This is a genomic window from Clostridium sp. BNL1100 (genome assembly GCF_000244875.1).
Taxonomy (GTDB): Bacteria; Bacillota; Clostridia; order Acetivibrionales; family DSM-1351; genus Ruminiclostridium.
The window spans coordinates 2,173,767-2,186,048 of record NC_016791.1 but is presented as its reverse complement, the minus strand read 5'-3'; the positions used below and the strand labels follow the sequence as shown (position 1 = coordinate 2,186,048).

The following is a 12,282-nucleotide window of genomic DNA, read 5'->3' as shown; positions in this document are numbered from 1 at the left end:
ATGAGATAGAAAAGTACACAGCGTGGTTTAACTTATTCAGTATTGTAAATAATTTTGTTATGAAGTCTTAATTATCATCTTGAATTTTTATTCGCCAACCATACCATCTCCATCACGATCATCCATATATTGATACAACCAGTGATCCTTTGTGATTGGCATCTTAAACCCAGCTGCTTTTGCTTCAGCTATTGACACCTTACCATTGTGATTTTTATCTATAGTATCAATGTTATGATTCTTATCTGTAGTAGACGGTTTGGGAGTAGTCTTTGGCTTTTCTGCCGAGTTCTCATTCAAAGACTCATTTACCTTATCAGTATTCACATTATCAAAATCATCAGTGATAACATTTCCCTTTAATGTATAGGTATAACGATAATGTTTCGGAATCTGCGTCTTTGCATTGGAATACGTTATGATAGCTTCAAAATTCGTACAGCCGCCTGCATCCCTTATGTTTTTTTCCATATATGCCTGGTCGCCATAACGGTTTAATGTACTGTCCTGCGGTGTTATATTGTAGGCATTGGAAACACCACCCAAGGAGTCTGCAATGACATGACCCTGATCCAGATCTGCCCGCTCAGTACCGGGAACCTTTGCTTCCTCATCATAATATCGGCCATTTTCCAGCACCGGCTCGGTTTTTGCATCCTGAAGAATAATCTTCTTAGCAGTAACCCTGATTAATTGTCCATATTGATTGGTATAGGCCCAGTATTCTCTACTACCATATCCAATATCAACTACAACCATAGATTTTCTAGTTCCGCTCGTATCCCCTCCAGCCACTTTAATTTCCTTGTACTTTCCTTCAAAAGGAGAAAATTCAGCTGGTTTACTTGTCGCCTGGGCGGTGGCCTTGCTTGGTATTTTCGTTTGATTTTCACTAGGTAATGCGGATTTTAAAGAAACACTATTTTCTGTTAATTTAGTAGTTGATTCATTCTTCTCTGGAACACTCTGTACCGAACAGCCTGTCAACAATGCTATTATCACTAAATAAGCGATTATGTACTTTCTCATAGATATTTCTCCTTAAGTTGCATTATTTATTATTATGTAACAAATATCATCCTCGTCACTGCTACCTTCGTAATCTGTACACCCATTCTTTATCTTCATAGATAATCTGTAATAATTATCTATATTAGACTACCTCTTTAGAGCATAAAATATTCATATAGCGAATAAGCTATCTTTTTACCTTTCTTGTACATTTGTCCATTGTATAGCTTCTTTCTTCCCAAATTACATGTTTGTTTTTTTAAACGCATATTGTTTAGCTTCTTCCACAGTATAGAATATATTATTTTGTTCAACTTCAATCTTATCATTGCAAAGAAAGACATAAATTGATTTATCATTCTCATACTGGCATATAGCAAGATATTTTACAGGAATTGGTTTCATAGAATTATTCGTATACTTTATTACACCAAAATCATCTTTTTTTGAGATTGCAATTACTTCTGCACCATCTAAAATCATAAATATCTCCTTTGAAATACATCGCTATTTTTTACAACTACATCACATCATATTCATTTTGCGTCCTAAAATGGGCAGTAAAAAACCGCATTTTCATTATCTGAATATGCGGTAATTACGCTAAATTATTTTTTGGGCTTTGTACGTAATATTAGTGACATTATAAAGCATAGAATACTTGGTGGCAAAAATATAACTCCATGAATTATATTATATACAGACAATGGTGTAGAAGCATATGAAGGAAGCGTATTGGTATAATAATCATAGCGTAGATAGGCTAAGCCTCCGAAAAAACAGATTAACAAAATAATACCAACACAAAATAAAACTTTTGAGTTTATAGATTTCATCATCTCATCTCCTTAGTATTTTAAATCCATTCCAAGTTAAAACCAAATTCCAATTAATTCTACTACAACCATAGATTTTCTAGTTCCACTCTATTAATAATATACACTAATTTTTAACAACATTAGGCCCCCGATACCGATCATATATGTTTGGGTCAGCATATTTTCCATCAAAAAGAATATCTCGACAAGAAAAGAGGGCTTCTGAGCATCAATTCCGTCTATTGAAATTGAGTCGACATCATGCCCACATTCAACAATTATACGATTAAACTCTCTAACTGCCCATTCTGTATTACCGGTACCGCTGAAATAAAATGTTGAAAACTTCATTATAATTAACTCCATATTTGTATATGTTTTATATCTAGTATACAATATTCTTTAAGTACACAATAGACTTAATTCATCTCTGTACCATTATTCTTCATTCCAGTTAATAACGGAGCTTGCAATTTCATTGATGGTGATTATATCACATACATAGTCAGACGAAATTTCATCAAATGAGCTTGTTTCATCTTCTCCAAAACACAATGATAATTCTCCACCTGATTCTTCGTCATATACAAAAACAAGTTTTCCTTCAAATTCGTTATATAGCTTATCTTGTTCAACTCCGGTATTTTCAGATATGATTTGCTTAACTAAAACGTCCATATTTGTTTATTGATTATTTCATACCTAATTCTCAGTGTATTTTCCATAATATCCTACCTTTCCGGCAGCTCACCGCTGCACCCTTTATTCAAACTACGACTTTCCCTTAATATATGGATTTTTATTGAATTTTGTACAATTTCCTTCGTGCCAAGAAGAATTTATATCAAAAGCAGTAGGACAATGTGAACAGAATTTATTAAAATGTTCTCGCCCTATTCTGTCGTATTCTTTTCATTCTCCGAAGAAGCACCCCGGCTGCGACGTTCAATTTTGTTTAGTACAGTAGCCATTACACATCCATCCTTTATGAACTAAAATACTCTTTGCCTACAATACTTTACAGTAAAACTCACCATTACTTTTATAAATAAATGTTATGCTAACAATCTTTTTGACAAACAATAACATTTATGCCCTTGTGGCAATCTTCCAATACTCCAAATATTTTATAGCCATTATTTATATAGAACTCTTTCGCTTGAAAGTCGTAGGTTTCAAGATACGATATATGGCAACCCAACCTTGTTGAATATTCCTCAACGTCTTGTAAAAGCTTAGATGCTATTCTATTTCCTCTAAACTCTTGTTTAACCCACATAGTATCTATGTGTAAAACATGCCATAATGCCGCTATTGCTAAAATACCTCCAATAACTTCTCCATCGCTATTCTTCACACATCTGTTTTATTTCAATAAAAGGTTCATTTTGCTCTAACGGCTTTATACTAAGGTTATATTCAAGCAATTTATTTCCGATATATTCACATTCTGATTTAGTAGGTACATGAATTTCAAAATCATAGTTCAAAGATATGCCTTCCAAGATTATAAAATAATTCTTTTTTATAACATGCTATATCTAGAACTTAATTTAGTCAAGTTTTAATCGATACCGCACTATTCAATTTTCAAAGAACATGTGTCCTATCTATTCATTATGCGTCTGAATTAAAGACATAAAAAAACCGCACTTTCTTTATAACTGAAGTGCGGTAGCAACGTTATTTTCATAATTAAAACTTTTCTAATGTAGAAGAATTATGTACTTTCTCTACTAATCTTGCTAAATAGGATACACAGCAAAACGCCTGCTATAATTAACGAAATATTTGCTACTCCTGTAAATGCCATGGCTAACATTATCATTTTAGGGAATATACACCCCACTAATTCAAATATACTAGATACACCACCAATTACAAAAGTCATTCGTATAGCTTTTTCCAGTCTATTTTGAAAGAAAACAGGTGCAATAAACAGTGATGCAAACCCTAAAAATAAACTGTACCCAAGAACAACCATTGAAGCTATAAATGATTTTGCATTGAGCTCTACAAATTGTTCTAGTCCTCCTAAATTTCCACTATGAACATTTTGAGGAATAACAGTTAATTGAACAAAATAACACATACTCATCAATACAACAAATATTATTCCAAAACAAATCGCTATTCTAGCCAATATCTTTTTTTCTGTCTGTGCAAAATCATAAATACTACACATCAATAAGATAAAAGGCGGTCCTACTAAAAATGCACTTATTTGACATAGAGTATAAAACATTCCTGGCATTGATTTTATGAAACTAGCATAACTATCAATATCTGTCCATGATGGCATTGAGAAAACAGAAAATGTAGTACCTAGTCCAATTAAATAACCAATCCCCATAGCTGTAAAAAGAAATGCTGACCAAAACCCTAATTTAATTGAAAGGGAATTCTTTTTAGCAAATGTTCCATTCATAATAAATCCTCGAATTTTCATATCATGCAAAAGTATCAGTAATATAAATCTCTTTTTATGGTACTTCTTACAAATAATACTATATTGGGAGCTTGATTTCGTCAAGTAATTACTTTTGTTACTACCTCACTATTCGGTTTTCAAAGTCCAACTTTCATCCGCCGCTTTCTATTCATTTTGCGAACTTATATGAGCGTAAAAAACCGCAACATTTAAAATTAACTGTGCGGTAATATTTATTCTATATTATTTTTATCCACTGATTTTTTAAGGATTATTTAGTCATTTTGAAACTAACACTTCCCTTTGCGTCAGTACCTGAAACTGAAAAATTATATGTATCAGTTCTTGGTATCTCAAGTGAGAATTTTTCTGAAATGGCATTGATATTATTATATATACCATCTCCTTTGGAATCCTCCACAAGAATACCAACACGACCAGATTTACTTTCAACAACCACCTTAATGGTTGTTCCTCTTTCCAATTCCATCTGGTGAGTTTTAGTACAATTTAAAACGTTGTAATCCACAATAAATTGTTTATTATTACCCGTACAACTACCATCAAACACAACTTTACCACAGGCTACAGTAATTAAAAGTGTAAAAGCACTTATGGCAAATAAAAAAGAAATCTTTTTCAATTATTCACCCCCATTCTTAAGAAGTTGTTCTTATGGCAAAATTTACGATCTACTGTATTATATGTAATTCCTATTAATAAATATGGTATCCGCAGGCATATATAAATTAATTCTTTAAATTTTCCGCACTATTCAATTAGCAATGTACAACTTTTTTATGACGCAATAGACTTACAATGTCCGCTCCCGGATCACCGACAGCACATTCTTAAATTAAGACTTAAAACACTTGTATATCTAAAACACCTTTTTTTGATGCTCCAATAATTCTAACTTTCATTTCTAATATGTTTGATGGGATATCATTCGTGTTGCCTTTATAAATATCTTCAAAGTTTTCACCAATTGTTTTATATATATTCACTTTATCAACTATTACACTTATTAACTCTTTAACTTTCATATTTTATAAATTTCCTTTCATAGTTCGCATCTTATTCATTTTGCGACCAAAATGGGCAGTCTATAACATACGGCTACCGATGTGAAAAGTGTAATTAGGAGTTTCAAATTAATTTCATATCTTTTTTAAAGTCACCATTCAAATACAGACTTCCTGTTAAATATAACAAAAGACATGTCAAATGCCCATATTGTAAGGAATTAGTCTTGTGTAAAGTCTCCAAAAAAATTAATATTATCTAATATATCCTTAATCAATTATATTTTCAATAACTACCGCACTATTCAGTTTTCAAGAATCATTTGCTCGTAATAGACTCAAATAAAGTTAAATCTTATTCCATAATCCAATAATCAAAAGTATAATCAGGTATCACATAATCAAATGGCATATAGAAATATCCTTTATCGCCCCATTTATCTCCCCATGAATTTCTCACAAAAAGATAACCTTGTTGATGTTTGTTTCTACCAGACATACCATGATTCTTCACTATGTCCTTATAACCAACTATTAAAACAGCATGAGCTCCTAGTTTCTTTTCGTTCTTGCGTGGCATTGGCATAATTCCCGTTTTAGTTACCGCATCCGATTCAAAACTTTCATATACATTCATTCCTAATAATACTGGTTGCTGTCTAAAAGCCAAGTTTTGCTTGATTTCATCTAAGGAACTTAATGATTTATATGCAATAATCTTGTATTGTCGTGCATTTATTTTTGCAAGTTTTGATGGTGGTAACATATAATTTTCCGGATTATAGGGCATGTATTTTTCTTCACAAACACCTTTCTTATAGATTGATTTGCACGTATCTCTAAGACTTGCCCCATCATCCTTGCTGGTTTTTCCTTCTAATTTTCTTTCTTCATAATATAAGAACATTCTTGATAACTGAATTTGCTTATCTTGCAATAGCATAGCTCTACAAGTGCAACCAGCATTTGCAGTACACGAACCTAAGTTCCCTTGGTTATAAACAGGTGGACATTTCTCTCTTAAGTCTATTAATTTAGGTAGTATTATTTCAGGATGTGGCGATACTGAACTAGAAAAAAGTAAATCTCTATAATCAATCTTATCTTTATTATAAGAATATTTGTAATTCATATATAATGCCTCCAAAAATGATGAATTCATTTATATAATATGAGTTTACATAACTAAATGTTATTAATCTTTTTATACCTACCGACTTTCGATAACCTCAACCATTCTACATTTTTACGCTAAATTAAGAATTTTTACCTACCACTTTTGTTTGTTCAACTGGCTTCCATTTTTTATACTGGTGTAAGTACTCAAGACACTCTTTGTAAGGTTATTCTTGTTCACTTAACTTATTAAATCTGCACGTATTACAAGTTTTCATTCGATTTTACCTCCTATTCAAATTGCACTTCGTATTTTTCTCTTCTTTTTATCTTTTGTCGTTCATATGTACTGCCCAAACTTCTTCAAGTTCTAACGTTGCTCCACATTCACATATAGGTACTTAGTAATCCATAGAATCCCTTCTTTCTTTGTACGCAATAGACTTATTTTGTACAATAAAAAAGCACATCCGTTAACTGGAATGAAGGATTGAATCTATTTCCTCCTGATCAGAAGCATTATGATATGTAATCGTACCTTCAATACAATTTATATCACACAAATCTCTGCCATCTTTGGTTACACATATTTTTTCAGTATCCCAATTACCCTCCTTTCCGCTGGTATTAACTGATGTAGCTCCATAACCCATCATTTTTAATCTGTAAATGAGTTTTGTGGATATAGCTTGCCAAACAGAATTCTCATTTACCATCCTCTTCCTAATAGTTTTTTAAGAAAATAAAAAAGACAGCTCATTTTTTTAGCTGCCTTTATAAAATAAAAAACCACAAGGTTTTGGCCTTGTAGTTTTTTGTTTTTGGTGGAGCATAGGGGACTTGAACCCCTGACCCCCACACTGCCAGTGTGATGCGCTCCCAACTGCGCTAATGCCCCACGCTTATTACATGTTCAATCCAATATTAACATGATTTTTTACTATTGGCAACCACATTTTTACTGCGCTATTGGCATATCAATCTCTCGATAGGCATGCAAGTAAAATCCCACTTTCAATACTAACCGAAGCTACTTCGCCCTCAAATTCATTACTGATTCCCCAGGAAGTTCCTAGAGTCATAGTTGCATTGACAAGTGGATATTTTAAACCGCTTGTACTTACACCTGTAACTTTTTCTGTTATTGGAATCAAAGAGAGATTTCGACCCTCTTTTTTACTAAGACTGAAATTTGAGTTGAACATATATATTTCGTTATGTTCATCTACAATAGAGCCTCTAAGGCCAATATCCAGCATTTTTTTTAGAAGCATAATGTTTGCAAAGGAATGGTCAATTCGTGTGCCCAATGCCCCTAAAAAGACCACCTCGTCAGCTCCGAACTCCAATGCCTTTTCAATAGCTAGCTCTGAATCAGTCATATCCTTTTCAACGGGAAACTTGGATACATTTATGCCTTTATTTACATAATAGTCTAAATCCTGCGAATTGGCAGAATCAAAGTCACCTATCAGAATATCCGGATTAATTCCCATTTTCCTCAGGTGACCCACTCCACCATCTACAGAAATAATATAATCTGAAACAAGTATGTATTCTTTTATTTTGTCATAATTACTGATTGAACCATTACAAACACAAACAGCTTTCATTTTACCTCCAACCATATGGAATTACAATGCACTTCTGTTATAGGAATTCAGTTTTAAATTCCTAATCGCTTCTCCGACATCATCCTGTTTAAATACGGCAGAACCTGCAACAATTACATTGGCTCCTGCCTTTGTTACGATATTTATATTGTTGGCATCAATTCCGCCATCTACTTCAATATCTATTTCAAGTGCATTTCTTATCATCAAATTTTTTAATTCTGAAATCTTTTTTGTAGAGTGGGGTAGATAGGATTGTCCTCCAAAGCCCGGATTAACGGTCATTATAAGTACCATATCCACATCCTGCAATACAAAATCCAGTACAGTCAGCGGAGTTGCCGGATTCAAAGCTACACCTGCTTTCTTTCCGCAACTTTTTATTATTTGAATTGTTCTGTTCAGGTGTTTGGCAGCTTCAGCATGAACGGTTATAATATCAGCACCTGCTTGTGCAAACTGCTCTATATATTCATCGGGGTTTGATACCATCAGATGAACATCAAAGGGTTTATTTGTGTATTTACGTAAACATTTAACAACTCCCGGCCCGATTGTTATATTTGGCACGAAATGTCCATCCATAACATCGATATGAATAATATCCGCACCGTTTTTATCGATTTTTTCAATTTCACTGCCAAGACATGAAAAGTCTGCTGATAAAATTGAAGGTGCAATTTTAATCATTTTATCACTCTCCTAGATTCGGTCTTTTTTCCTTTATATTGTGGAATATCTTTTAAGGCTTTATATAATTGTATATATCTTTGATATCTGTTGTTGTCTATCTCGCTTCGTTCAAGTGCTTCAATAATCCTACATCCAGGTTCTGTTATATGACTGCAGGAATTAAACCTGCAGGTATTAATATATGGCCGGAATTCGGGATAATAACTTTCCAGTTCATTATACGGGATATCTATAATCTCAAAAGAACTAAAACCGGGGGTATCTGCAACATAACCGCCGTATTTAAGTTCGAGAAGTTCTGCATGCCGCGTAGTATGCTTGCCACGTTCAATCTTGTTACTTACACTTCCGGTTTCCATAACCCATGAATCCATAATATGATTTAAAATGGTTGATTTCCCTACCCCCGACTGGCCAGCAAAAACAGTAATATGCCCTTTTAGTTCTTCCTTTAATCGCTTGTAGCCTACATTCTGGACAGAACTTATTTCTACTACTTCATAATCGGCCAGAGAGTATGCGTTTCTGATATTTTTAGCAGTACCATCATCAAGGTCAATTTTATTAATACATATTATAACTCTAATGTTTTTTGTTTCTGAGGTAATTAGCAGCTTGTCCAGCAACATATAATCAGGGTTTGGTGCTTTTGCAGCTACAACAATGGCTATTTGGTCAACGTTGGCAACTGCCGGGCGTACAAGTTCTGATATACGTGGAAGTATTTCATCAACATTTCCAAGCTTTTTTGCTTCGTCAATAATGCTAAAACCCACCCTATCTCCAGGAAGGGGCGTAACAGAATTTTTCCTGAATACCCCTCTGGGCTTGCACTCATAAATATCCTCTGTTTCTTCTTGCTTAACGTAGTAAAAACCACCAATTCCCTTTAGTATTATACCAAGCGGCAAAATGAACCTCCTATTTTACTTTCCATCAGGGTTTGTTTTATTATCTCCGTCTCCGGAGCCGTTATCAGGCTGTTGTGTACCTGAGGTATCCTGATCTCCGGATGTATTTCCTTTACTACCTTTACCATTACCCTTTGTATTATCTCCACCCGTATTACCGCTGGTCTGAGTATCGGATGATTGGCTCTGGCTCGGACTTGCAGGTGCTTGTTGATCCTGAGGTGTAAGCCAGATTGTTACCGTTTCACCCGGAGCGACTTCAGAGTATGCTTCAGGCGCTTGTTTATTAACGATTCCATTAGTAGTACCTGCCGGAAGCACGCTTCCAAGAGATAATTTTGCCTCTTTAAGAAGCTGTAGAGCGACACTTTCGGTTTTTCCTACCAGATTCGGCACTTTTATTAATTTAACTTCCGCACCCTTGCTAACAAAAATCGTTACTACCGTTTCCTCTGTAATTTCTTCATTAGCTTTTGGATCTGTACGGATTACATAATCTTCCTTAACATCCTCATTAAATTCTTCTTCAATCCTATATTTTATATCCTGACTTTCAAGTTGACTTTGAGCATCTCTATAATCCTTATCTGTAACATCAGGTACTTTTTTACTCTTAGGGCCATTACTGATGGTAAGCTCAAGATTTGTAAAACTACCGTCCCTGTACTCTGTCCCTGGTTCAACACTCTGATCAAATATTACACCTTTATCAACTGCATCATTGTCCTGCCAGTTCTCGGTATAATTAATTCCTCTCTTAACTAAATCTTCCTTGATATCTTCAAATTTCTTGTTACGATAATCAGGCATAGTATTGACTTTATTATCAGATCCGTCTTTTGTTAACAATCCTATAGTTATAAATAGTAATACTCCTATAACAAGTACACTGGCAATCCCTGCCAGCCAGTAAGTAGTATTGTTTTTCTTTTTTTGTCTTTCAGACTCATATTTTTTATTATTTACATTGGTCGGCCTTGTACTTACTCTCACAGTGCTGTCGATATCGTCTGAATTTACCGATCTCATTCTAATTGTTGACTGACTTGAAACTGAATTATGACCTATAAACCCACCCTGAGGCTGTACAAGAACTGTGTTTAAATCGCTGAGCATTTCCGTTGCAGACTGATAACGCATATTTTGTTCTTTTTGAATAGCTTTCATTATTATTTCATTTACACCATAAGGCAAGCTTGGAACAAGCTTGTGAGGCTCTAACGGCATCTCCTGAATATGCTTCAACGCCACAGCTACAGGTGAATCCCCATCAAAAGGAACCTTGCCCGTAACCATTTCATAGAGTGCTATTCCTAATGAGTACAGATCGGATTTTTCATCTATAAATCCACCCCTTGCCTGCTCCGGAGAAAAATAATGTACCGAACCGATGGTACTTCCAACCATAGTAATTGTAGAAGAGGTTACTGCACGTGCTATTCCAAAATCCGTAACCTTCGCAATACCTTCTTTGGTCAGTAGGATATTATGCGGCTTTATATCTCTATGTACAATGTTATTCTTGTGAGCATGTTCAATTGCTGAACAAATCTGGATGGTTATTTTAACTGCATCTTTCCAGTTTAACGCACCATGCTTGTTCAAATAGTCCTTTAAAGTCATACCATCGACATATTCCATAACAATGTAATGGATATCGTCCTGATGTCCCACGTCATAAATTGATACGACATTGGGGTGTGAAAGGCTTGCAACAGCCTGAGCTTCTATTTTAAACCGTTTTACAAACTCATCATCGTTTGTAAATTCTGTCCGTAATACCTTTACAGCCACAAACCTGTTTAAAAGTGTACATTTTGCTTTATATACGACAGCCATTCCACCGCCGCCTATCTTTTCCAATAAAAGATACCTGTTTCCTAAAATTTGACCTTCCATACTTCACCTCATTTTATATTTTCCCAATGATTACGGTTACGTTGTCTTCCCCGCCTTTATTATTCGCATTTTGGATTAAAGTATCACAAGCATCCTGGGGATCCTTAGTATTAGTAATTATGTCCAAAATTTCGTCTTCTGCTATCATGTTGCTAAGGCCATCAGTGCATAAAAGTATAACATCATTTTCTTCAACGTCTATTTCATATGTATCAACCTGCAAATCAGGTTCATATCCTACAGCACGGGTAATGAGATTTTTTTTGGGATGGTTTATTGCTTCATCCTTTGTTATAGAGCCGTTTTTAAGCATTTCTTCTATAAATGAGTGATCCCAGGTTACTTTCTCAATTGTTTTATTTCTTATCAGGTAAACTCTGCTATCGCCAACATGGCCGATATAAAGTTTCCTGTTTTTAAGTACAGTTATAATAAGTGTAGTCCCCATACCCTGGGTAGAAATGTCGAGCAATGAAAAATTGTATATTTCTTCATTCACAGTAGTTATTATATTTTTTAATAACTGAGGAATATCTTCTGTCGACCAATCAGATTTCAGAAGGTGATTGCAGACCGAGTCAACTGCCTGTTTACTTGCGACCTCACCGCACTGGTGACCGCCCATTCCGTCAGCTATGACGAAACAAACAGGAATTCCGGGATAACCTACCAGAACATTACAATTATCCTCATTTAGCTGTCTTTTCAATCCCCTATCAGTTTTAATACCATACTTCAAACAAATCACTCCTGAAATAAACACTT

The 12,282-nt window shown here is 34.5% G+C and carries 16 protein-coding genes and 1 tRNA gene; all 17 read right to left on the bottom strand.

Annotated features, from left to right (window positions below):
- Positions 1–87: 87 nt before the first annotated feature.
- The 17 genes from CLO1100_RS09115 to CLO1100_RS09040 all read right to left on the bottom strand — a co-directional run bounded on the left by CLO1100_RS09115 (position 88) and on the right by CLO1100_RS09040 (position 12,256).
- Entirely contained in the window at positions 88–1,029 is a 942-nt protein-coding gene (locus CLO1100_RS09115) for a DNA/RNA non-specific endonuclease (protein ID WP_014313468.1), read from the bottom strand.
- Positions 1,030–1,254: 225 nt separating this feature from the next.
- The gene (locus CLO1100_RS09110; protein ID WP_014313467.1) at positions 1,255–1,494 is read right to left on the bottom strand and encodes a hypothetical protein; all 240 of its coding nucleotides are present in this window, start codon (positions 1,492–1,494) and stop codon (positions 1,255–1,257) included.
- Between the two features lie 446 nt (positions 1,495–1,940).
- Positions 1,941–2,180 carry a hypothetical protein gene (locus tag CLO1100_RS09105; protein WP_014313465.1) on the bottom strand — a complete coding sequence of 80 codons (240 nt, stop codon included), beginning with the start codon at positions 2,178–2,180 and terminating at the stop codon, positions 1,941–1,943.
- A gap of 87 nt (positions 2,181–2,267) precedes the next feature.
- Positions 2,268–2,507: a hypothetical protein gene (locus CLO1100_RS09100; RefSeq protein WP_014313464.1), complete on the bottom strand. Its 240-nt coding sequence runs from the start codon at positions 2,505–2,507 to the stop codon at positions 2,268–2,270.
- Between the two features lie 382 nt (positions 2,508–2,889).
- Positions 2,890–3,186, bottom strand: a complete 297-nt coding sequence (locus CLO1100_RS09095) for a GNAT family N-acetyltransferase (RefSeq protein WP_050814139.1) — start codon at positions 3,184–3,186, stop codon at positions 2,890–2,892.
- Positions 3,176–3,319 (bottom strand): hypothetical protein, encoded by a 144-nt coding sequence (locus tag CLO1100_RS20775; RefSeq protein ID WP_187288917.1) that lies wholly within the window; start codon positions 3,317–3,319, stop codon positions 3,176–3,178. The genes CLO1100_RS09095 and CLO1100_RS20775 overlap by 11 nt, the downstream gene beginning before the upstream one ends.
- A gap of 230 nt (positions 3,320–3,549) precedes the next feature.
- Positions 3,550–4,257, bottom strand: coding sequence for a hypothetical protein (locus CLO1100_RS09090; RefSeq protein WP_014313463.1), 708 nt, complete (start codon positions 4,255–4,257; stop codon positions 3,550–3,552).
- A gap of 274 nt (positions 4,258–4,531) precedes the next feature.
- The gene (locus CLO1100_RS09085) at positions 4,532–4,903 is read right to left on the bottom strand and encodes a hypothetical protein (protein WP_014313462.1); all 372 of its coding nucleotides are present in this window, start codon (positions 4,901–4,903) and stop codon (positions 4,532–4,534) included.
- Positions 4,904–5,123: 220 nt separating this feature from the next.
- Positions 5,124–5,306 (bottom strand): hypothetical protein, encoded by a 183-nt coding sequence (locus CLO1100_RS09080; RefSeq protein WP_014313461.1) that lies wholly within the window; start codon positions 5,304–5,306, stop codon positions 5,124–5,126.
- 334 nt (positions 5,307–5,640) lie between these two features.
- Positions 5,641–6,417, bottom strand: coding sequence for a C1 family peptidase (locus CLO1100_RS09075; protein WP_014313460.1), 777 nt, complete (start codon positions 6,415–6,417; stop codon positions 5,641–5,643).
- Positions 6,418–6,874: 457 nt separating this feature from the next.
- Positions 6,875–7,117 carry a hypothetical protein gene (locus CLO1100_RS09070; protein WP_014313459.1) on the bottom strand — a complete coding sequence of 81 codons (243 nt, stop codon included), beginning with the start codon at positions 7,115–7,117 and terminating at the stop codon, positions 6,875–6,877.
- Between the two features lie 106 nt (positions 7,118–7,223).
- Positions 7,224–7,299, bottom strand: a tRNA-Ala gene (locus tag CLO1100_RS09065).
- A gap of 79 nt (positions 7,300–7,378) precedes the next feature.
- A complete protein-coding gene (locus tag CLO1100_RS09060; RefSeq protein ID WP_014313458.1) occupies positions 7,379–8,014 on the bottom strand; it encodes a thiamine diphosphokinase in 636 nt (211 codons plus the stop codon).
- A 21-nt stretch (positions 8,015–8,035) separates the two neighbouring features.
- Positions 8,036–8,704, bottom strand: a complete 669-nt coding sequence (gene rpe, locus CLO1100_RS09055; protein WP_014313457.1) for a ribulose-phosphate 3-epimerase — start codon at positions 8,702–8,704, stop codon at positions 8,036–8,038.
- Positions 8,701–9,618, bottom strand: a complete 918-nt coding sequence (gene rsgA, locus CLO1100_RS09050) for a ribosome small subunit-dependent GTPase A (protein WP_014313456.1) — start codon at positions 9,616–9,618, stop codon at positions 8,701–8,703. The genes rpe and rsgA overlap by 4 nt, the downstream gene beginning before the upstream one ends.
- Before the next feature lie 15 nt (positions 9,619–9,633).
- Positions 9,634–11,517 carry a Stk1 family PASTA domain-containing Ser/Thr kinase gene (gene pknB, locus CLO1100_RS09045; RefSeq protein WP_014313455.1) on the bottom strand — a complete coding sequence of 628 codons (1,884 nt, stop codon included), beginning with the start codon at positions 11,515–11,517 and terminating at the stop codon, positions 9,634–9,636.
- Positions 11,518–11,530: 13 nt separating this feature from the next.
- On the bottom strand, positions 11,531–12,256 hold the full coding sequence (locus CLO1100_RS09040) for a Stp1/IreP family PP2C-type Ser/Thr phosphatase (RefSeq protein WP_014313454.1): 726 nt from the start codon (positions 12,254–12,256) through the stop codon (positions 11,531–11,533).
- Positions 12,257–12,282 lie beyond the last annotated feature (26 nt).

What these genes read in the sequence shown, in the direction of transcription:
- CLO1100_RS09115 (WP_014313468.1), bottom strand. Translation starts at nt 1,029, where the DNA reads ATGAGAAAGTACATAATCGCTTATTTAGTGATAATAGCATTGTTGACA.
- CLO1100_RS09110 (WP_014313467.1), bottom strand. Translation starts at nt 1,494, where the DNA reads ATGATTTTAGATGGTGCAGAAGTAATTGCAATCTCAAAAAAAGATGAT.
- CLO1100_RS09105 (WP_014313465.1), bottom strand. Translation starts at nt 2,180, where the DNA reads ATGAAGTTTTCAACATTTTATTTCAGCGGTACCGGTAATACAGAATGG.
- CLO1100_RS09100 (WP_014313464.1), bottom strand. Translation starts at nt 2,507, where the DNA reads ATGGACGTTTTAGTTAAGCAAATCATATCTGAAAATACCGGAGTTGAA.
- CLO1100_RS09090 (WP_014313463.1), bottom strand. Translation starts at nt 4,257, where the DNA reads ATGAATGGAACATTTGCTAAAAAGAATTCCCTTTCAATTAAATTAGGG.
- CLO1100_RS09080 (WP_014313461.1), bottom strand. Translation starts at nt 5,306, where the DNA reads ATGAAAGTTAAAGAGTTAATAAGTGTAATAGTTGATAAAGTGAATATA.
- CLO1100_RS09075 (WP_014313460.1), bottom strand. Translation starts at nt 6,417, where the DNA reads ATGAATTACAAATATTCTTATAATAAAGATAAGATTGATTATAGAGAT.
- CLO1100_RS09070 (WP_014313459.1), bottom strand. Translation starts at nt 7,117, where the DNA reads ATGGTAAATGAGAATTCTGTTTGGCAAGCTATATCCACAAAACTCATT.
- CLO1100_RS09060 (WP_014313458.1), bottom strand. Translation starts at nt 8,014, where the DNA reads ATGAAAGCTGTTTGTGTTTGTAATGGTTCAATCAGTAATTATGACAAA.
- rpe (WP_014313457.1), bottom strand. Translation starts at nt 8,704, where the DNA reads ATGATTAAAATTGCACCTTCAATTTTATCAGCAGACTTTTCATGTCTT.
- pknB (WP_014313455.1), bottom strand. Translation starts at nt 11,517, where the DNA reads ATGGAAGGTCAAATTTTAGGAAACAGGTATCTTTTATTGGAAAAGATA.